Origin of the sequence: Bacillus sp. JJ1532 (assembly GCF_036965085.1) — a bacterium.
Classification (GTDB): Bacteria; Bacillota; Bacilli; order Bacillales; family Cytobacillaceae; genus Cytobacillus.
The window spans coordinates 171,045-192,546 of sequence record NZ_JBALOW010000045.1; the positions used below are offsets into that span (position 1 = coordinate 171,045).

Below are 21,502 nucleotides of genomic sequence, written 5' to 3' on the forward strand. Positions count from 1 at the left end.
TGCCACAGGACGTGGCGTTCTTAGTCTGTGTTCCTAAATCCGGGCCTTTACGGGCTGTTGATCCCCCACTTAGAAATTTATAGTTTTACATAGCTTCTTGAAGTGGGGGTCTTACAGCCCGTTAATCTGCGATAAAAGAAAAGTCGAATTTATGGAGGAAGAAAATGAGGTTCGGCAAAAAGAAAACATGCCTTTATATAACGGGAATTACTATGCTATTAATTTTAATAGGAACGGCAATATACGGGTATTTAATTTATAAATCTATCACAGAAGCTGTCGTAACCATGCATCAGCCGATCAAACGAGAAATATCAGAAAAGAGGAACGAAGAAATCACATTAACAAAACAAGAACCTTTTTCTGTTTTGCTGCTTGGTGTCGATGAAGCTGAAGGTGACCGCGGCCGTTCGGACTCAATGATCGTACTGACAGTGAACCCAAGTTTAAATTCTGTTAAGATGCTCAGTATTCCGCGAGATACTAGAACGGAGATCATCGGTCGTGGTACAGATGACAAAATTAATCATGCCTTTGCATTTGGCGGAGCAGAAATGGCCATAGCGACAGTGGAGAACTTTTTAGATATGCCGATTGATTTTTATATTCAAATAAATATGGAAGGTTTTATAAAGGTTATTGATTCATTAGGAGGGATAACCGTCCATAATGACTTAGACTTTACCTCAGAGGGGAAACATTTCCCAAAAGGGGAATTGACGTTAAATGGGGAAGATGCATTATCATTTTCCCGCATGAGGTATGAGGACCCGAGAGGAGACTTTGGCCGCCAAGGTAGACAACGACAAATCATACTCGCTATTCTTAAAGAAGGGGCAAGCATCTCCTCACTCATCAATTATAAAGAGATTTTTAGTACATTAGGCGAAAATATAAAAACAAATCTAGAATTGGATGAGATGGTTGACATTCAAAAAAATTATCGATCAGCTGCTAAGCAAGTTGACCAAATATCCATCGAGGGAAGCAATGCAATAATGAACCGGATATACTACTTCATTGTTCCTGATGAGGAAAAGCAGCGTGTTCAAGGTGAATTAAAAAAACATTTAGAATTACAATAAATAAAAATAAAAACTTCCTAACATATTCTCTGAATCAATTCCACTGAATTATTCTTTGGCGAATTGACGAGTGAAGATACTTCATATGTCTCCATCAGTTCCTTATCAAGCGGCTTAAGGAATTGATCTAAATAAGCTGTATCAGTGATTGTTCGATCCAGCTAATTTTTTTCATCTTCCGGCTTTAAAATAACTGGCATACGATCATGAATGTCTTTTACGAGATCATTGGGTGTTGTCGTGATCACAGAGCAGGTGAATACCGATTTCCCTTGTGGAGATTTCCATTGTTCCCATAAACCAGCCATCGCAAATAGCTGATCCGACTTCAGTTTTATCCGTATCGGAGTCTTCGTATTATCATCATGCCGCTTCCATTCATAGAAGCTGTCAGCAATGACTAAACAGCGTCTATTCTTGTATGCATGGCGAAAGCTAGGTTTCTCATTTAACGTTTCAGCCCTTGCATTAATCAGTTTGTAGCCAATTTTCTCGTCTTTTGCCCAGGAGGGGATTAAGCCCCATCTTAAAAAACCTAATCTGTTTTTACTGCCATCATTGATGACCGATAAAACAGATTGTGAAGGAGCCACATTGTAATTTGGAGAAAATAAATCTTCTTCAATAAATTGTTCGATATCAAACCGGTCAATAATTTGCTCGAAAGAAGCTGTTAATGTGAAACGGCCGCACATATAGATCACCTCATGATTGTTTTGTTTATTTTATCAGGAATTAGCGGTTACTTTCAAAATAAGTAATGGAGTCCTCGTAATGCACCAAATTATCTTATTTGTAAAGCAAAACAAAAGGGTTAGCCATTCACAAATAAACTATGAATAGCTAACCCTTTCTTTTAATCTATATAGGAGAAGATTGATTTATTGCAATTTCCCCCTACATTCTACCAATAACTCTTCCACGATTTCATCTTCCGAAATTAGAAAGGCTTTTTCATATAAATTACAAACCGGGCAAATATGGTTAGGGATGATTTGCACTTTATCTCCTACATTCACTTGGTTGCTGAAATCCTCATTGTAAATGATAGCATGTTCGTCAAAAACACCAAAAATATGGACATCATCAAATTCTTTAATAAGACCAAGACCTTTTGTTTTTGTAAGTCCTTTACTTCTAGTTTGAGCTGTAATTCCTTTCGCTCCTACGTCTGTAATAACTCGTTCCTTAGTTGGCTTACTAATGATTGTCGTAAGAACTGATGCAGCGCATTGGTCATACGTACCGATTACATTTGCCTGGGAGGAATCCATAAAGATATAAGTCCCTGGTCTAATTTCCGTGACACCTTTTGGTATTTCAAATTTCAGTATGAAAGGTGGAGTAGAACCGATACTTACGACTTTTGGTTTGAGGCCCATCTCTTCTGCTATTTCCGCAAAATACAATGTTCTTTTTACACTTGCAACATAGAGCTCTCTGCATTCTTCTATATTTTCTGCCTTATAAGTATGTCCATCATGAGAAAAAACACCTTTAAATTCAACATTTTTACACCCTTTAACAGCTTCTAATAAAATACGAAAATCATTTTCTTCAATAATCCCGGAGCGTTCCTCTCCAACCTCAATTTCTACAAGAACTTGAGCTTTTTTCTTTGCTCCTTCGAAAACCTCTTCAATTTCATTTACTTGATAGATATTATCGATGCCAAAAGAGATGTCAATGTTCTCAGATAGTTTTCTAATTCGTTCAATTTTTGATTTACCGACAATCTCATTGGCAATAAAAATGTTCTTTAAACCGCTTTCAGCCATTACCTCGGCTTCCCCTACTTTTGCTACCGTAATACCTACAGCTCCTAACTCCTCTTGTAATTGGGCCAGCTTAGGTATTTTATGAGTTTTCGTATGCGGTCGTAAGTTCACTTTGTATTCATCAGCATAATTTTGCATTGAATAAAGATTATCCATCATTATTTTTCTATCAATTAAAAGTGCTGGTGTTTCTAACTCGAAATATTTCATTTATCTCTCTCCTTTATGGCTGCTATAGTTTCAATCTCCACAAGACTTCCGGCTTCCAATCAAAATATTCGGTTAATTAGACTTAATTCCTGCTCCGCATAAAGGAATAATAATCGTTTCAGCGGGCGAATGATTGTATTTTAAGTATCCAGCGTAGTTCGCAGCAGTTGTCGGTTCTACATAAAAACCTTTCCTTGCTAATGTAATACGTGCTTGTACAATTTCTTCTTCGGTTGTTGTTATCATTTCTCCATTCGTAGCACGAATTGCTTCTAAAATTTGAACTGAACGTGCTGGTGCTGCTATTGCAATCCCTTCCGCTATTGTGCCGTTATTTTGGACAGGTTCAAACGTTTCATTATTCATAAATACTTTTGCTAGTGGTGCACAATTTTCTGCTTGAATCGCAATTAACTTCGGCATTTTCGATATAAGCCCATTCTCTAGTAATTCCTTGAATCCATAATAGGCGCCTAACAACAAAGTACCATTTCCAACAGGAATAATAAGGGCATCAGGTACACATTTCATCTGTTCCCAAATTTCATAAGCATATGTTTTGGTTCCCTCATAAAAAAAGGGGTTATACACATGACTTGCATAGAATACATTCTCTTCATTTACTGCTTTTTGCGCAGCTTTAGCTACCTCTTCCCGTGTACCATTGATTGCCCGAACGTTTGCACCATGCGCTTTAACCTGTGCAATTTTTTTCGGGGATGTTCCTTCTCTGAGGAAAATATCACAAGCTATACCAGCACGTGAGGCATATGCCGCAATCGAAGTTCCTGCGTTCCCACTACTATCGGCAATGACTTTCGTAACACCTATTTCTTTTGCTTTAGCAATTAATACTGCTGCACCACGATCTTTAAAAGACAAAGTAGGCATCATATAGTCTACTTTGACAAAGCTATTCGGCTCTGATTGATCTAATATAATTAACGGAGTATATCCTTCCCCCAATGTAACTGCTTGCCATATGCCAGAGTTATTTTTAAATGGCATAGCATCTATGTACCGCCACATCGTTGCGGGTTTTTCTCGCAACTTTAATATATCAATGGTAATCCTTTCTTTTATTAAGTCTAACATCCCTCCACATTTGCACTTCCATATATTTTCTGTCACATTATATTTAGTTTCACATGAATAACACACATATTGTTCCTTAATTGTTTTTCACCCCTTTTTGTCAAAATGAAACTATTAAGATTAATAGATTCATAACTTAAATATATGCAATAGCTTCAATTTCTATTTTAAAACCAAAATGCAGCTCATTTGTTGGTACAACGGATCGTGCTGGTTTATGGTTTCCGAAGAATTCTTTGTAGACACGGTCAACACGATCCCATAATTGTATATCCGGAATATAAAGTGTCATCCGCAAAATTTGATTCTTTTGGCTGCCTGCCTCATTTAAAATATACTCAATGTTTTTCAGTGCTTGCAGCGTTTCATCTTCAATTGTACCAAATTTCTTTTGTTGAGTTATGGGGTCAATGGCAAATTGGCCAGATACGTAAACGACATCATTATGAATCGTTGCTAGCGCATAATGGCCGTTTGACTTCAAATTCCCTACCTGAAATATGCTCTCCATTTAGACACTCCTAATTTATTGATTTGATTTTCTATTAATAACTCTCCCTCTGATAAATTGAAAAAATGCTTAAAATTCCCCATGTGATTTTTCAAGGAAATGAATAAATAATTCAGCAGCTTTAGTTTGAATTTGTGTGTCTCTAGTCGCGTAAAAGAAGTGTTGTGTTGAATCAAATCCTTTAATGTTTAATGCTCGAAGCGTTCCTAATGCTAATTCCTTTCTAATCGCCCCTTTAGAAATATAGGAAATCCCTAAACCAACCTCCACAGACTCCTTAATAATTTGGAGGCTGCCAAATTCCATTATTTCTTTAGGCTCAATTCCAGTCTGATGAAACATATGGTCCGTAACTTCCCGAGTACCAGAGCCAGATTCGCGAATTACCCATGTTTCAAATTTCAGTTCTTCTGCAGTAACTGCTTTCTTACATCCCAATGGATGATTGTAGGGGACAATCACAACCATTTCGTCTACGGCAAAGGGTTTGATTAGTAGGTTAGGATGTTGAATTCGACCATTAATAATTCCAATATCTAATTCGCGCCGAAGTAGTTGTTCAATGATACGATGTGTGTTTTTAATCGTTATTTTTGGTTTAATATTTGGATAATTGGCTTTAAACTCATTCATAACTTTTGGAAGTGAGTATTCGCCGAACGTGTAGCTTGCTCCAATCCATAATGCACCACTTGCTGTCGTTTGTATTTCATGTATGAATTTGTCCACAAGTGCATATTGCTCCATAATTTCTTTCCCATGATAATATAAAATTTTTCCAGCTTTAGTTAACCCAATATATTTGTTGCTACGCTCCAAAAGCTCAATGCCAAACTTTTTTTCTAGGGATTTTATCGCCTGACTAACAGCTGATTGCGTGATGTATAGTTTATCGGCAGTTTTAGAGAAACTGTGCTGTTCAGCAACAGTTAAAAAGATGTTTAACTGATGGTCCACCTTCATCTCCCCCCTTTCCATTAGAAAAACTTATAATCGTTATTAAAAAAATTCGTTTTACTAACTAAGGTTAACACATTAGTATGAATATTAGAAATATTAATACTAATGAAAAAAGGAGGATTTCAAAAATGGATTTAGCCCGCTTTCCACGAAAACGATATACCGAATACGTTACTCCTATTGAAAAGCTTTCTAATCTTTCAAAAGCCTTAGGTGGTCCAACAATTTATGTGAAACGAGATGATTTACTTGGATTAGCCGCTGGAGGTAATAAAACAAGAAAATTGGAATTTCTTGTTGCCGACGCCCTTGAGCAGGGGGCTGACACGTTAATTACCTGCGGAGCTGTACAATCAAATCATTGTCGACTTACTCTTGCCGCGGCGGTTAAAGAGCAGCTCCAGTGCCATCTTGTACTTGAAGAACGAGTCCCTAATAGTTATTCACCAGACGCTAATGGCAATAATTTTTTATTTAAATTATTAGGTGCAGATGGGATTAGTGTAGTTTCGCGCGGAACAAATATGATGGAAGCGATGGAGGAAGTTCAAAATAAATTAGCTATGGAAGGAAGGAAAGCCTACATAATCCCTGGAGGCGGATCAAATGAGGTTGGTGCAACAGGCTATGTGGCTTGTGCACAGGAGTTATTAAAACAAACATTCGATATGGGGCTAAACTTAGACTATATTGTTACCGCAAGTGGCAGTGCAGGAACACACGCTGGCCTTGTAACAGGGTTGTATGGCACAAATACACCTACCCCAATTATCGGTATGAATGTCAGTCGAAAAAAGGACGAGCAAGAAGAACTTGTTTATCGCCTAGTACAAAAAACTGCAAAGTATGTCGGTATAACAAGTGATGTCCCGAAAGAACTCATTAATTGTTATGATCAATATGTTGGCCAAGGGTATTCCCTTCCTACACCTGGGATGATCGAAGCAATAAAATTATTTGCAGAGCATGAAGGTATTTTGCTTGATCCCGTATATACAGGTAAAGTGGCTGCTGGTTTGATTGATCTGATACGAAATGGATTTTTTAAAAACGATGATCAAGTCCTCTTTCTTCATACTGGAGGTTCACCAGCGTTATATGCGTATGATTCTATGTTTTTCTCAAAATCATCGTAAAGTAATCTTCTCTATTTAGTAGAGAAGATTATTGAAATAAGTATAAGTAAAAGTAAAAAAAATTTGTAAAGGAGGCTCTTTTATATGGAACATAAGAAAAAATCAGGATTTAAAAAATTACCTCTATGGGCTCTTATTATTATTGGATTAATCTTAGGTACCATTATTGGGTTACTATGGCCAAGTTTTGGAGCAAACCTCCAACCTATCGGGACTTTATTTATTAAAGCCATTAAAATGATTGTTATACCGCTTGTATTTTCAGCTGTTACTTTGGGAATCTACAAGATGGGCTCAAATCGTAAAGAGTTAGGTCGTCTTGGAGGACTGGCTTTTATCTGGTTTTATTTAGCTACTGGGTTTTGTATTATTTTAGGTATTACGTTAAATGCTATTTTTCATCCTGCAGCAGGAGTGACCTTACAGGCAACAGGTACTCTTCCGGCAAATCTTGCAACATCAATTGATTGGGTTAAATTTATCACTGATCTCATTCCCGACAATGTTGTGAATGCAATGGCCGAGCAAAAAATTATTCCAACTCTCTTTTTTGCTATTTGTTTCGGTCTATCATTATCTGCTATAGGCGATAAAGCCAAAGTTGTCATTAACTTTCTAGAAGGTATTCTTGAAGCTATGTTCAGATTGACTAAAGGAGTTGTAGCAACGGCTCCGGTAGCTGTAGCAGCGATCATGGCATGGGTGTTTGCCACTCAAGGCGGCAGCGTTATATTAGGATTGGCAAAATTAATTGGGGTCATGTATATTGGCTTGCTTGTTATTATGGTATTATTCTGGATTATACTTGCCTCCCTTAAAATAAATCCTTTCTCGTATACTAAAAAAGTAATGGAACCATTGCTTTTAGGATTTACTACTACCTCTTCTGAAGTTACTTTACCTGTACACATGAATATTCTCGAGAAGTCGGGGATACCAAACAAAGTGGTTTCTTTTGTCCTTCCACTAGGTTATAGTTTCAACCTTGATGGTGCAGCACTTTATCAGTCTCTCGCTGTTTGTTTTATAGCAGAAGCATATGGTATGCATTTAAGTTTGCCTACTATTTTAACGATTCTTATAACAACCTTAATTGCTAACAAAGGAACAGCAAATGTACCTGCAGCTTCATTAGTCGTTTTGTCAGTTATTCTAACATCTCTTAATCTTCCATTAGAAGCAATCGCTTTAATAACAGGAGTCGACCGATTTATGGATATGGGGCGGACAGCTGTCAATGTTTTTGGGAATACGGTTGCCGCTATATTACTTTTTAAATGGGGTGGCAAGAAACTCGCCGAAACAGAGGATGAATCGAGTGCCGTTAGTTTGTAAGAAGTTTACAGTAAGTATCGTATCATAAAGATTGATAAAGGTAATACCTTACGATATAGACAAGGGGAGCTATTTAAATGAGTAAAAAAATTGGGATACTAGGTGGTATGGGTCCAATGGCAACAGTCGATTTATTTACTGAAATTGTGAGAAATACTCCTGCTAAAACGGATCAAGAACATTTACGTATTATTGTAGATAATCACCCTCAAATACCGCCTAGGGTTCCAGCAATCTTACAAGGAACTGAAAACCCATTACCAATGATGGTTGAATCTGCGCAACAATTGGAAGCGGCAGGAGTTGATTTTATTATTATGCCGTGTAACACAGCTCATTTTTGGTTAGATCAATTACAAAAGACTATTAAAGTCCCAATCTATAGTATGATTCATAATACAGCAACATACATCCAAAGAGATTATCCCCATTTTTCTGGTAAAATGATACTTCTGGCCTCAAGGGCTACTATCCAAACAAATTTGTATCAAAATGATTTTCATTCCTTAGGCCTTCATTTGTGTGTGCCCAAAGACCAAGATCAAGAAATTATTGATCTTACTATTAAAGAAGTAAAGGCAGGTCACATTGAAACCAATGTTTATATTAAGCAGCTTAGCACTATATTAAATCGATATGAAATGGAGGAAGAGATATTAGCTTGTATTGGGGGCTGTACTGAGATCCCACTTATATTTCCTTATTTAACGAGTGATGTCGTCAAAATAAACCCCACACAATTACTCGCTTTAATGGCTGTTGAACAGGCAAAAGGGATTAAATTAACATATTAAAATCCATTTCCAAAGACATTATAGTTAACATATCACAAAGTTTTATCCTTTTTATAAGCAGAAACCCTGAATTTTTTATGCTAAGCAGAAAATTCAGGGTTGTTTTTTATATCCTAAATTTTATAGACTAATAATATTTTCTTTTTTTACTGTCAACCACGGCCTATCCTCTTCCCAGCGCACACCGACCGGGGTTTTAAAGGTTTCCGATAATAATTCATCTGTCAAAACCTCTCTCTTAGGTCCTGCGGCTACGATCTTTCCATCACGCAGAAGCAAGGCGTGAGTAATTTCTTCGACTAACTCTTCAATATGGTGAGTCACATAAATTAAATGGCAATTGTTATTGACAATTGCCTTGATAAGAAAAAGAACTTCCTCCCGAGAAAGAACATCTAGACCTGTGCACGGCTCATCAAGTATGAGAAGCTTAGGATTGCTCATTAATGCTCTCGCGATTAGCACTCGTCTCTTTTCACCTTGTGATAAAAGACGGAAGTGCTTCCCTTTAAGGTAATCGAGGCGAAGACTGTTTATTATTGACTCTGCCTTTTCGACATCTTTCGTTGAAACCTCTTCATACAAACCGATGGATGCAAACTTTCCGCTTAAAACAATGTCTTCGACCGTTTCATGATTCAAGCTATTAGAAAACCGGTCCAATGAGCTGCTGACGAACCCAATTTCTCTGCGAAGCTCTGGTAAATTCGTTTTTCCAAATATATTTCCAAGGACAGCTACTTCTCCTGCTGTCGGAAATTGATAGCCGGTTACAATATTTAAAAGAGAAGTCTTTCCTGATCCATTTAAACCAAGAATGGCCCAATGCTCATTTTGACCTATGCTCCAATTTAGATTGCTTAAGATTTCCTCGCCGTTCCTGCGCCATGAAACATTTTTGAAAGTTACAATATTCCCCATTCGTTATCCTCTCTTTCTATATTTAAAATTTCCCAATAATCATTTTAATTCGACAATAGCACAAACCTATTTTGTTTTAAAGAGAAAAGAAGCCAACGCCATATTAAGCGATAGCTTCTTTATCTAAAAACATTATTTATGAAGCAAGATTTACTTTTAGATTGCCTCTCCCCAAATCATTTCCGCCCATTCGGGATGATCGATAAATGGATTACGGTTGTGCTGCCATTTTTCATAAATGATATTGTTGCGGTTTAGTTCGAAATCATCTACAGGATCTTGCAGATGCCACTTTAGTAGAACGGATAGCTTGCCATGATACGGCTGCGAGCCATTACCAACTTTATCGTTTAATTCTAAGTCAATTTCGCCATTCGTTCCTTCATAGCGAACAGCCATATAGAAGAGCATTCTAGCTACGTCTCCCTTTACTCTGTCTGGCGGTTCCCAAGAATTCGAAGTTCTGAAGCAGCCATCACAGCCGCTAACTGGGGTTCCGCCATTATTAAAGTCAAGATTTCCTCTTGAACTATTAATCTGTACATCAGTTGGACGAAGATGATGAATATCGGTGCCCGGTCCTATACTCGTTCCGAACCCGCCATGTGATTGCGCCCAAACATGCTCGCGATTCCATTGACCAACATTCCCGCCGTTCGCAAGCTTTGAACGGGACTCCCCTTTGTATAGCAGTATAATATTGTCACTATTATTCGGATCCTCATCCGTCTCTCTTAGTGCATCCCATACATTACTATAAGAAATTTTCGTTTGCTCTCGAATAATGTTGTGGAGAGCAAACTTCAAATCCGCCCCAGTTTTACCTGAAGCCGATTCATAATATCCATCAAATTGCCCCTTCTCTTCTACCGTAAATGAGAAGCGGGCTGTTAACTCTCCGCCATTTCCATCTTTAACAGTAACCGCCACTAAGAATGTGCCAATTTCTTCAGTCGAAAGAGTAAGACGGGAGCCGTTCGTTATCTTTCCAAGTGATGATGTGTAAGACAATTGATCTCCATCTGGATCTGAGAAATGCTCGCTTAATTCAAGCGAGACTTGCTCGCCTGTTTTAGCAGTGATTTTTTCTAATGGCTTGGACATTACAGGTGCTTTGTTTTCTTTTGGAGCGAACGGAGATGGAATTTCTTCTCCCTTTGAGTTGGTAAATTTTATATGAGAAGTGTCAACCTTTTTACCAACAGACCATGATTGAACGTTTTCAGCACCTCTAATTTCCTGCACTTTATCCTTTTCAATCAGTACCTCTTTAACTTCTGTTCCAGTTAAATCAACAATAGTACCTTTTTGAGCAGAGCTGACCACAACCGTCGTTTTCTTCAAGCCCTCCCCTTTTAGAGTAGCTGATTTTTTCAGCCAAATCCCCTCTGTAATGGAGGAAGTCTTATCCATGATAATTAAGGCATTATGTGGTCCAATAACAAGTTTCTTCGCTTTGTAGCCGACTAGATCATACACTCTGTCATACTTCGGCTCTTCTGGTTTTGTTGGCTCTTTTAATGCAGTTTGAATCAAAACAGGGTCATGATCGCTTGCACGGCCATGCTCTTCCATGAAACCAGAGTTAATATGAACAATATCCACTTCAGTTGAAGCAGCAAGATTATTTGATACTAAAATATGATCCAGAACTTGCGCATTTCCTTGATAGTTGTACGTAAAACGCTCTTCTGCAGGAACTTTTTCAATCATGTTTGTCAATTCCTGCCCTTTTAGAACGTGCAGAGGATTTGAGAATTCAAAGTCATTAAAATCACCAAGCAAAACAATGTTTGCATTCGGATCTTTTGCTTGAACGTCCTTGACAAAATTGTTTACAATCGCAGCAATTTGCATGCGTTGGACTTCACTATTTAAGATAGGCGGCTGCACTTTTCCAAACAGAGGAAGATCTCCGCCTTTAGAGTTAAAATGATTAGCGACAAGGATGATACTCTCGCCATTAAATTCAAATTGTGCTGCTAATGGTTTTCGGCTAGATTCAAACGCTGAATTCGTTGGATCAATGCGCCCAGGGTTTAACGTAAGCTTGCCATTTTCAAATCCAACTGCCTGAGTGGCCGTTCCTTTTGTCCCTGGAACAAGTGATACACGTTCCTCATTATAAAGGAAGCCGACACGAATATTTCCACCAGGCTGCCCGCCATCCACTTTATCTTCAGGTGCAATATCTGTATATGTGTATGTTGGCCCACCGAGTGATTCAATTTTTGCAATTAATTTCGCAGCGCTTTGGCTGGCGTCAGTCGTTCCGCTATCTGTTGATCCATCATTATCCTGAACCTCTGTTAAACCAATAATATCCGGCTGCTTCATACTCGTTACAATGGCTTCTGCCAGTTTAGTAACCTTTGAATCATCTGTTTTTGTTGAAAAGTTTTCAACATTGTAAGAAGCAATCGTTAATTTGTTTTCATCAAATATAATCGGCGTTATTTCCCTTACATTATAACCTTCAACAAGAGGGGGCAATGCTACACGATCACTCAATATTTTATAGTTGCTGAAGCCATAGCTGACAACTCCTTGAATCGAGCCTTGAAAGCGATCTCCCATTTTGGCAACGAATCTAGTGTCATCGATATCAATGGTCATTCTTTCTGGGTTAAAATCGGCCTCAGTAATACGCAATCCGCCAGCTGTCGTATTTGTTGGAACATCTTCAGGAACAACAATGACTTCACCATATTTTTGCGGTGCGACTACTTTAGGGTTATTTATTTGTACAAGCATCCCTTCTAAGCTTTCAAAAAAGTCAATTCCATCTTCGCTAGGATCAAAATTCTCAAAACGATCATTATCAATAACTTCTAAGGGAAGCATCCGGTCAACGCCGATTACAACCGGTGCCGGAAGCGATTGGTTGCTTGCAATTATTTGGATATTGGAAGCATTTATTTCAGTAACAGGAAGGTCTGTTTGCAGTTTTTCCGCATATCCTTCTAAAACCCATTCCTTCACCTGACCGCTAACTTTTACAACATCCCCTACTTTAACTCCGTGAGATTTTTTATAAACTAAAATACCTTCAGACGTATTTGGGTCATGATCCGGCTGTCTATCCTGCATATAAAAATTACTTCCGTCAACAACCTTTGTAACGATCCCCTCAACACCAGCAACGTTTTGATCCGCATATGGGGAAGAGTGACCAGCACCTTGGATATCATGAATGCGAATGACTTCCTGCTGAATCGCATAATCAAACACAGCCACTTCACTATTTTCCAATCCTTGTTTTACAGCAACCGCTTTGATTGTAATAGGAGCATTTATTTCAATAGGATCCGTATAAAGTGTACTTGACGTTGTCGGCTCTGATCCATCTACACTGAAATAGATTTCTGCTTCTTCTGTAGCTGTAGCAAGTGAAACTTTAGTCCCTTTTACGATAGTTCCTCCAGCAGGGCTTGCTGTAACTGCTTGTACCTTTTTAGGTTCTGAGTCATCGCTAAAGGAATAGCCTGTAGGACTTTTCAATCCAGGGACTCCAAAATAAGCTTCTAAACTTCCTGTAATTTGGATTTTCTTTCCGAGATTTTCTGGATGATCTCGAAGATTTAATTCGTCTCTAATAGCACCTTGAGTCAGCTGTACAGGCAAAATTTTCTTACCATCTGTTTCATTTGCAGAATCAGCAATGGCAATATTGGTGTTAACCGTAAATGGCCCAGTATGCTGATACTTAGGTCCATTATTCGTAATCCCTACAATATACCCCTCCACTGTTCCCTTTCCGCTATTATTGGCGATGGCCTCTGCAACGGTTATAGTCCCAGCGGCTTTTGAAACATGAAATGGAGCAAATAAGCTGAAAATCATGGTGAGGGTTACTACAATGCTGAAAGTTTTTTTCTGAAGCCTTCCTATCATTCAATCTCCTCCATACTCTATTAATTTGGCAAAATGCTATTTCACTTCTAGTTAAGCATGGCTCTATTAACTGTACAATTGCATTTATGTAAATTTTATAAATTTTACCAAAAATGATATTATAAGACTATCGAGCTAATAGGATGTTTTACTCAGTTTTTTCTATTAGAAATAACTTTATTCCTATTTTTCACTTTCAAGCAGGTTACCGAAGTAAATGTTGGAAAAGTCCCCCTTTTCAAAAAATAATTAAATAACCCTTGACAAACACACTTGTCCTCCTCCATAATCACAATTAATATTATTTGAAAGTTCCTATTGTTTGATTAATTGAAAACAAGAAAAAAGCGATGAATAAGGCCAGTAAATGGATAACGGCGAAAGAGAGTGAAGCTCAGCGGCTGAAAGGCTTCACCGTCCACTTGACCATTGAAACCTACCTTATGAGCAGTTAGGAAAACCTAAACGAGCTTCCGGCGTTAACGGAATAGAGATGCCTTTTTCAAGAATATAACCTTTCTGAGAAGGGTAATTAAGGTGGTACCGCGAAAAGCAAAAGTCCTTTCGTCCTTTACATGGATGAGAGGGCTTTTTTATTTTCTCTGAACGTTCATAACTACTGTTTAATAAAACAATAAATATTAATTAAGGAGGTCACAACATGAAGAGAATAGCTTTTATCGGTGCAGGATCCATGGCAGAAGCATTAATTTCTGGTTTAGTTGAAAATAAATTAGTTGATAGCAAGAGGATTTGGGTAACGAATAAGGCTGATCAAGAAAAATTAACTGAGCTTCAAAACCGATTCGGTGTCCAATCGACCTATCAATTAGATGAAATTTTTCAAGATACTGATATGGTCTTTCTCGCAATGAAGCCTAAAGATGCGGCAGATGCCATTTCACGAATAAAGAATTACTTAACAGAAGAAATCCTTGTGATATCCGTTTTAGCTGGAGTAGGAATTAGCAGTATTGAAAAGCTGGCGGAAAAGCCACTGTCTATTGTAAGAGCCATGCCAAATACATCAGCAGCTGTAGGAAAATCCGCAACTGCACTTGCAGTCAATGAAAAAGTATCGAACGAGCAAATGAAGCTAGTTTCGAAAATGTTTGAAACCGTTGGCTTAACGACGATTGTACAGGAAGAGCAGCTTGACGCTGTCACTGGATTGTCTGGCAGCGGACCAGCCTATATATACTATCTCGCGGAAGCAATGGAAAAAAGTGCAATGGACATCGGACTTGAAAAGACGGTTGCGAAGGAATTGATTGTGCAAACATTACTTGGTGCGGCTGAAATGCTCTCAAAGTCAACGAAAGAGCCAAAGCAACTGCGTAAAGAGGTGACAAGCCCAGGCGGAACAACTGAAGCGGGAATTAAAGTTTTGGATTCCTATAGTGTACAAAATGCGTTTATTGATTGTATAAAAGAAGCTGCTGCACAGTCAAAAAGACTTGGCAAGGCATTCGGTTCAGAAATTAGTGTGTAAAAACATTTTGAACCCCATCACTCTTGCCAGTATCCTGACATTTACACCTAGGAGTTGCGAGAGGTACGAAATATCGACTGAGCAAATTGCATAAAAAGGACTACCAAATATTGGGGCAATTTTTTCTATAAACTGTACTTCATTGATATACTATTTATGAAGTAAAAAAGGAGGCTCTTTATGGAAACAAAGCTATTTTCCCCGTTTACAATTAAAAACACGACCTTTAAAAATCGAATTGTCATGTCGCCAATGTGTATGTACTCTTGCCCTAATGAAGACGGGAAGGTGGAAAATTGGCATCGAACTCACTATACGAGCCGTGCTGTCGGCCAGGTTGGACTCATTATTATTGAAGCTACTGCTGTCACACCCCAAGGACGAATTTCGCCTAATGATTTAGGTATTTGGAGCGATGAACATATCGAAGGATTAAAAGAGCTAACTGATTTAATGAAGGAACACGGCTCAGCAACAGGTATCCAGCTTGCCCATGCTGGGAGAAAAGCAGTTCTTGAAGGAGAAATTATTGCCCCTTCTGCCCTCGCATTTAATGAAAAAATGAAAACACCAAAGGAAATGTCGGTTGAAGACATTCAAGACACGATTGAAGCATTTAAGCAAGGAGCTGTAAGAGCAAAAAAAGCAGGTTTTGATGTCATAGAAATTCATGGGGCTCATGGCTACCTAATTAATGAATTTCTCTCCCCATTATCAAACAAGCGTACAGATAATTATGGAGGCTCAGCAGAAAATCGTTACCTATTCCTGCGTGAGATCATTGATGCTATTAATTCTGTTTGGGACGGGCCGCTTTTTGTTAGAATATCAGCAAATGATTATCATGAAGAAGGTTTAAATGTGGACGATTATGTTCAAATGGCAGGCTGGATGAAGGAGCAAGGCGTTGACCTAATTGATTGCAGTTCGGGTGCAGTTGTTCCTGCTAGGATACATACGTATCCTGGCTATCAAGTACCGTTTGCTGAAAAAATTAAAAAAGCTGCTGATCTATCAACAGGCGCAGTCGGTTTAATTACATCCCCACTGCATGCAGAAGAGATACTGCAAAATAATCGCGCTGATTTAATCTTTATCGGACGCGAGCTTCTGCGAGATCCGTTTTGGCCAAGAACTGCAGCCAAAGAGCTCGGAGTAATAATCGAATCACCTAAGCAATATGAGCGGGGCTGGATATAAAATATAAAACAGGATGGAGTTCCATCCTGTTTTGTGCTTTTTCGCAATCAAATTTGCCGCTTTCGCAAATAACTCTCCGCTGCTTTTCAGCTATCTCTCTTAAATAATATTCAAAGAATCAAAAAATGATGATATAATTACTTTTTTACAACTACGATAGGTATCTTGAAGAAATACAGACACGACTGAAGCGTTTAAGCAAGGAGCCTTATACAAGACATAGAGACCCTCTCCCATCAAGCACTTTTCCAACCTCTTGTGCAACCAATAAGGATATCCGCACTTGAGACTCGGTCGTCAGCCCGGCAATATGCGGTGAAAAAATGACGCTGTCCAATTGTAGCAGCGGATTCATCTGATCGATCGGCTCCGATTCCAAAACATCTAAATATGCTCCCGCTATCGTTCCTTCTTTCAATGCGTAGTAAAGGGCTTCTTCATCTATAATACCACCCCTAGAAGTGTTTATAATATAAGCCGATTGTTTCATGGAGGATAGCTGTGACTCAGATATTAAATTTTTTGTTGATGAGGTAAGTGGAACATGTATAGAAATAAAGTCAGCTGAGATTAACACATCTTCCAACGTATTTTTCAATTGAACGGATGTTTCTGCAACAATATGATCATATGGGGTTAAAAAAGGATCGTATCCGATTACATTCATGCCGAACGCTTTTGCCCGTTTCGCAACACGGTGGGAAATCTCGCCGAGCCCAACGAGCCCAATCACTTTATGAAAAATTTCCCTGCCAGTATGTTGCTTCCGGTCCCAGTTTCCTTTTCTAACATCTTCATTTGTTAAAAAAAGCGGCCGGTTCGCCATCAATATTGCCGCCATCACATATTCTGCAACAGAGGTGGCGTTCGCATAACGAGGAACAACCGTTTGAATTCCACGTTTTTTTGCATCATCTACTGCAATGTTTTCCAATCCGACTCCTAACCTGCCAATGACCTTTAATTCAAGAGCCTTCTCAAGCAGCTCTTTATCTACCTTTGTTTGATTCCGTACTATGAGTGCATCAACATCATTGACTCGCTCTAGAAGGGCCTCGCGGTCATTCCATAAATGTAAGTCGTAATGAACATCAAAGCCCAGCCTTTTCAATTCCACAAGTCCTTCTTCCCACATTACTTCGGTGACCAATACTTTCATGATATACCCTCCCTAAATAAATAAATTTAAATTTTCTTTTAATATCTTGCTGATTCTTATTATTTCTTCGTCACTTACTTGGATTTCGATTCCGTTCACCTAGATGAATTCAGGGGCTACAATTTTCACAAGTAGTCACAAAACCCCGTGAATATACATCCTTATGCATATTCACGGGGTTTTGCCTACCTAGTCATTGTCAGATTCAAGCATTTTTGCAAAGTGCTCCGGCACCGTTAACATGATGGTATGGAATAATATGTTGAATTTAACACTTTCAAGCGCCAATCCGATCCGTGTCAAGATTGAAGTAGTCCGATATAATCATCGTTCGTACGACCATCAGCATTCGCCAGGATTCCCTAGTGTATCATGCAAGATATCCTCACAAGCAGGGATTTTGTCAATCATTTTCAACTCCTTCATGACCTCAGCAAAATTGATGAATCCATTGGGCTTGGAAGTATACTTAATATAGTCTTGCGTTATCCATTCTTTGTACTGTTCTGCCGAAGGACTCCCATCGGAATCTCTTGAAAGAATTTCGGCGGCTTGATCTGGATCATCGTTTAGCAAATCAATCGCTCGTTGAACGTTTTTGTATAATACATTCATTAATTCGCGATTATCATTATAGTAATCTTCTGTAACCCAAATACTATTGAAGGTGTGTTCCCCGAAAAGTTCATAGCTTTTTAAAATTATGTGTGCACCCTCAGCTTCCTCTTGCATTTGGTATGGCGGGGCAGTGAGATGCGCAGAAATTTGATCACTTAAGAGAGCTTGCATAGCGGTTGGGTGCTCTAATGCGACCATATTTTCATCTAAACTTCTTGCATCACCCAGTTGTTCAAGCGCACCTTTTCGTAAAACAACAGATTGAATTGAATCCAGCCCGGGCATCGCAATTTGATCTTTTGGGCCGAAGTCTTCTAAACTTTGTTTGTTAGGATCTTTACCCATAAGCCATAACTCCATGTTGTCCATTGAGCTCAAAATTTTCCATTTCACTCCCTTATCCCAACCGAGAAGAAAGGGACCAATTCCGCCTGCACCAACCTGAATTTGACCGGCAAGGAGACCATCTCTAATCGCAGCACCCGAAGCCAAGGTTTTCCATTCAATATTCACATTTGGAAGTTCTTCATCAAGCCAAGCCATTTCCCGTAAAATAGTTAATGGAGCATATCCAAGACCCGGTTGAACAACAATGGTCATGTCTTGCTTGGCAACGTTATTATCGCCATCTTTTTGATTAGCCTGTTCCGCCGAACCGCCGCCGCATCCAGCAAGAAACAGAAACATAGTGAATGATATTATCATAATAAAGAAATTTTTAATTAAACCCCGGACTTTCAACATCAACCAACACCCCTTTTCCAATTTTCAACATACTGAAAATTTGTTTTATTTACCTTGAGCCTTCATACCCCACCTGATAACAGTTTTCTTCTCAATTTGATTGAACAACACATCAAACAATATCCCAATCAAAGAAATCGTCACAAGACCGGCAAACATATCAGGAATTTTCAAGAAGAAACGCGCCTGACTGATAAAAAAGCCAAGACCGCCTCCGCTGCCCGCAACACCAAAAACCAACTCTGCCGCAATAATGGTCCGCCAACCAAATGCCCATCCTGTCTTTAGACCAGAGATCATGTGAGGTAACGCAGCTGGCATGTAAACGTCTTTTACCAATCTCCATCCGCGCAGTCCCAAATTTCTCCCTACCATCAGAATTGTTGGAGAAACCGTGCGAAAGCCCATGCTAACATTGATTGCAATTGGCCATGTGATTGCATTAGCTAGTACAAAAACTAGAGAAGTAGGGGTTAGGCCAAACCAAATAATTGCGAGAGGCAACACACCTATTGCCGGAATTGGATTTAATACCGCCGTAAGTAATGTAAGTAAATCATTTCCTATTTGCGTCCAAGTAGCAAGAGTAGTTAATATTGCAGCAACAACAATCCCTATAAACATACCGAGGAGTAATATTTTCATTGTAGCTACAGTTACGCTCAAGAGAGTCCCATTTATCCAATTTTGCCAGAACACTTTTCCAATTTCCGAAGGGCTTGATAGGAGTAAAGGGTTTATATCCATAACCTTAAAAGTAATTTGCCACAATAGCAGAATAACGACTAAAAGAAGTGTTTGTCTTGCCCATGCGGGTAACTGGGACCATGAAAAATTATTTCCTTTTACTTTACTTTTCACTGGCGCTTCTTTAAGAACCTTACTTTCTATCGACATATTTGTCACCCCCTATTAATCTAGCTTCCTAACAGTTTACGCAAGTGTTGTTGTATCTCGATGGATTCGTCGCTTTCCAAGTTTTTGGCCTTATCGCCAACATTGACAATTTCCGCAATGTACGATGGTGGATGAGTGAGTACGATGATTCGATCAGCGAGAAGCACTGCCTCTTCAATACTATGAGTTACAAAAAAAATAGTCACACGTGTTTTTTCAGCAATTAACCTTAGCTCTTCCTGTAAGCGAGTGCGTGTAAGCGCATCCAAAGCACCAAATGGTTCATCCATCAAGAGCATTGAAGGTTCAAGGGCGAGAGCACGTGCAATTGCTACACGTTGTTTCATACCACCAGACAACTGATGAGGATATAGATCATGAGCCCTTGAAAGATTTGTCATTTCAAGGTAGTATTTTGCGCTATCAATGGCTTCACTTTTTTTCCGACCGGTGACACGTAGGGAATAAACTAAATTATCGAAAACTGTTCGCCAAGGAAAAAGTTGATCGTGCTCCTGAAAGACAACAGCACGGTCAGGCCCAGGCTCTAGGTCAGTACGTCCCGCAAGTAAAATATCTCCAGCAATAGGCTTGTTAAAACCAGCAATCGTCTTTAACAAAGTCGATTTTCCACATCCCGAAGGTCCGATCATCATTATTGTTTCTCCAGACCGAATATCAAAGCTAATATCATTGATTACTAGGTTAAATTCATTTTCAACTTCGTACCCAATCTTTACATTTTTCACGGATAATATTTGTTGTGGCTGTTCGTTATGTTCATTTTCTCTTTGCTTACCTGCCTGGGAATCGCCATAAAGGCTTCTATCTAGCGTGGGTAATTGTTGTTGATTTCCCATTTCGTACTGACCTCCTTATAATTTGAAGCAGAACAAATTTATGTGAACCTGGAAAGTTAAAGCAATTTAATAGTTTTTACTGCTACCCTATAGGAAATCCAGTCTTCTACATTATGTTCGGACAACAAGTATTTGGTATTATCGATAGTTTTTAAATTTTTCTGAAATTTTAAAATAAGTGTTGGTATTGCTCCTTTAAGAATGGCAACCATCTTTTTCGTTGATAAAAACAGCGAATTTTGTTATTTTGTCGTGCAATCAAGGCGATCATGTAGGTGTGGCAACGAGCAAAATTAAAGAAGGTGAAAAGGTCATCGGTGTGTACATGGATGACAATTCAACAGTCGAGGTAGTCGCAAAGGGTGATATTCCTTATGGGCATAAAATTAATTGATGGTCCTATAATGCTATATATCATGTAGTCTGGCTAATTTGATCATGCATCAAATAAATTCAAAAAGAATCAATTTGAATGAGAAAATCGTGTTTCGTTGACAGCTTCTTTTCACCAACAGCTGCAGCTGAACTTGCTTTGCTCACTTTACCTGCCTCCTTCATCATTATGAAATTATGAAATTATGAAATTATGAAATTTAAGGAGTAGGACCATCCCAGGATCAGTGACTCTACCACTTGGATATCATTAAACCATTTACAGAAAAATTAGTCAATACCAACTTTTGAGAATTTTCAGAATAAATTATATGAATACTCTATATATTCTATTTCGTAAACTATTTGAAGAACTGAATGTGCAGTCTCGCATAGCAACAGTTTATTTGGTAGAAAGCGTTAAGTGTAGGGAAATTGTAC

General features: G+C 38.6%; 16 protein-coding genes and 1 pseudogene. 6 read left to right on the plus strand and 11 right to left on the minus strand.

The genetic code is table 11. The features are described 5' to 3' along the window. The first annotated feature begins 164 nt into the window (after window positions 1-164). Entirely contained in the window at window positions 165-1,085 is a 921-nt protein-coding gene (locus tag V7122_RS16275) for an LCP family glycopolymer transferase (protein ID WP_335527564.1), read from the plus strand. A gap of 17 nt (window positions 1,086-1,102) precedes the next feature. Here V7122_RS16275 and V7122_RS16280 read toward each other — a convergent pair. The 5 genes and pseudogenes from V7122_RS16280 to V7122_RS16300 all read right to left on the minus strand — a co-directional run bounded on the left by V7122_RS16280 (window position 1,103) and on the right by V7122_RS16300 (window position 5,636). Beyond that, a pseudogene (locus V7122_RS16280) lies at window positions 1,103-1,780 on the minus strand (SOS response-associated peptidase). A gap of 186 nt (window positions 1,781-1,966) precedes the next feature. Then, a complete protein-coding gene (locus V7122_RS16285) occupies window positions 1,967-3,073 on the minus strand; it encodes a D-TA family PLP-dependent enzyme (protein WP_335355449.1) in 1,107 nt (368 codons plus the stop codon). 72 nt (window positions 3,074-3,145) lie between these two features. After that, window positions 3,146-4,249: a threonine synthase gene (locus V7122_RS16290; protein ID WP_335347540.1), complete on the minus strand. Its 1,104-nt coding sequence runs from the start codon at window positions 4,247-4,249 to the stop codon at window positions 3,146-3,148. A 55-nt stretch (window positions 4,250-4,304) separates the two neighbouring features. Next, window positions 4,305-4,679, minus strand: a complete 375-nt coding sequence (locus V7122_RS16295) for a RidA family protein (RefSeq protein WP_335347537.1) — start codon at window positions 4,677-4,679, stop codon at window positions 4,305-4,307. 69 nt (window positions 4,680-4,748) lie between these two features. After that, window positions 4,749-5,636 carry a LysR family transcriptional regulator gene (locus V7122_RS16300; RefSeq protein ID WP_335347536.1) on the minus strand — a complete coding sequence of 296 codons (888 nt, stop codon included), beginning with the start codon at window positions 5,634-5,636 and terminating at the stop codon, window positions 4,749-4,751. Window positions 5,637-5,767: 131 nt separating this feature from the next. On the opposite strand from V7122_RS16300, the gene V7122_RS16305 reads away from it, so the two are divergent. The 3 genes from V7122_RS16305 (at window position 5,768) to V7122_RS16315 (ending at window position 8,904) form a co-directional block, all read left to right on the plus strand. Beyond that, window positions 5,768-6,775 carry a D-cysteine desulfhydrase gene (locus V7122_RS16305; RefSeq protein WP_335527567.1) on the plus strand — a complete coding sequence of 336 codons (1,008 nt, stop codon included), beginning with the start codon at window positions 5,768-5,770 and terminating at the stop codon, window positions 6,773-6,775. An 84-nt stretch (window positions 6,776-6,859) separates the two neighbouring features. Next, on the plus strand, window positions 6,860-8,110 hold the full coding sequence (locus tag V7122_RS16310; protein ID WP_335347534.1) for a dicarboxylate/amino acid:cation symporter: 1,251 nt from the start codon (window positions 6,860-6,862) through the stop codon (window positions 8,108-8,110). A gap of 77 nt (window positions 8,111-8,187) precedes the next feature. After that, entirely contained in the window at window positions 8,188-8,904 is a 717-nt protein-coding gene (locus tag V7122_RS16315) for an aspartate/glutamate racemase family protein (RefSeq protein WP_335347533.1), read from the plus strand. A 120-nt stretch (window positions 8,905-9,024) separates the two neighbouring features. Here V7122_RS16315 and V7122_RS16320 read toward each other — a convergent pair whose 3' ends face one another. Both V7122_RS16320 and V7122_RS16325 read right to left on the minus strand, forming a co-directional pair. Next, on the minus strand, window positions 9,025-9,825 hold the full coding sequence (locus tag V7122_RS16320; RefSeq protein WP_335347532.1) for an ABC transporter ATP-binding protein: 801 nt from the start codon (window positions 9,823-9,825) through the stop codon (window positions 9,025-9,027). Window positions 9,826-9,981: 156 nt separating this feature from the next. Then, the gene (locus tag V7122_RS16325; protein WP_335527572.1) at window positions 9,982-13,719 is read right to left on the minus strand and encodes an endonuclease; all 3,738 of its coding nucleotides are present in this window, start codon (window positions 13,717-13,719) and stop codon (window positions 9,982-9,984) included. A 661-nt stretch (window positions 13,720-14,380) separates the two neighbouring features. Here V7122_RS16325 and proC point away from each other — a divergent pair. Both proC and namA read left to right on the plus strand, forming a co-directional pair. Further along, entirely contained in the window at window positions 14,381-15,211 is an 831-nt protein-coding gene (gene proC, locus V7122_RS16330) for a pyrroline-5-carboxylate reductase (RefSeq protein ID WP_335347949.1), read from the plus strand. A 180-nt stretch (window positions 15,212-15,391) separates the two neighbouring features. After that, the gene (gene namA, locus V7122_RS16335; protein ID WP_335527575.1) at window positions 15,392-16,411 is read left to right on the plus strand and encodes an NADPH dehydrogenase NamA; all 1,020 of its coding nucleotides are present in this window, start codon (window positions 15,392-15,394) and stop codon (window positions 16,409-16,411) included. Between the two features lie 208 nt (window positions 16,412-16,619). On the opposite strand, the gene V7122_RS16340 is transcribed toward namA, so the two are convergent. The 4 genes from V7122_RS16340 to V7122_RS16355 all read right to left on the minus strand — a co-directional run bounded on the left by V7122_RS16340 (window position 16,620) and on the right by V7122_RS16355 (window position 20,689). Continuing rightward, complete coding sequence (locus V7122_RS16340; RefSeq protein WP_335527579.1) at window positions 16,620-17,570, minus strand: hydroxyacid dehydrogenase; 951 nt, start codon at window positions 17,568-17,570, stop codon at window positions 16,620-16,622. Window positions 17,571-17,912: 342 nt separating this feature from the next. Beyond that, complete coding sequence (locus V7122_RS16345; RefSeq protein WP_335527582.1) at window positions 17,913-18,932, minus strand: ABC transporter substrate-binding protein; 1,020 nt, start codon at window positions 18,930-18,932, stop codon at window positions 17,913-17,915. 45 nt (window positions 18,933-18,977) lie between these two features. After that, entirely contained in the window at window positions 18,978-19,829 is an 852-nt protein-coding gene (locus V7122_RS16350; protein ID WP_335347953.1) for an ABC transporter permease, read from the minus strand. Between the two features lie 20 nt (window positions 19,830-19,849). Then, complete coding sequence (locus V7122_RS16355) at window positions 19,850-20,689, minus strand: ABC transporter ATP-binding protein (RefSeq protein WP_335347954.1); 840 nt, start codon at window positions 20,687-20,689, stop codon at window positions 19,850-19,852. Between the last annotated feature and the right edge of the window lie 813 nt (window positions 20,690-21,502).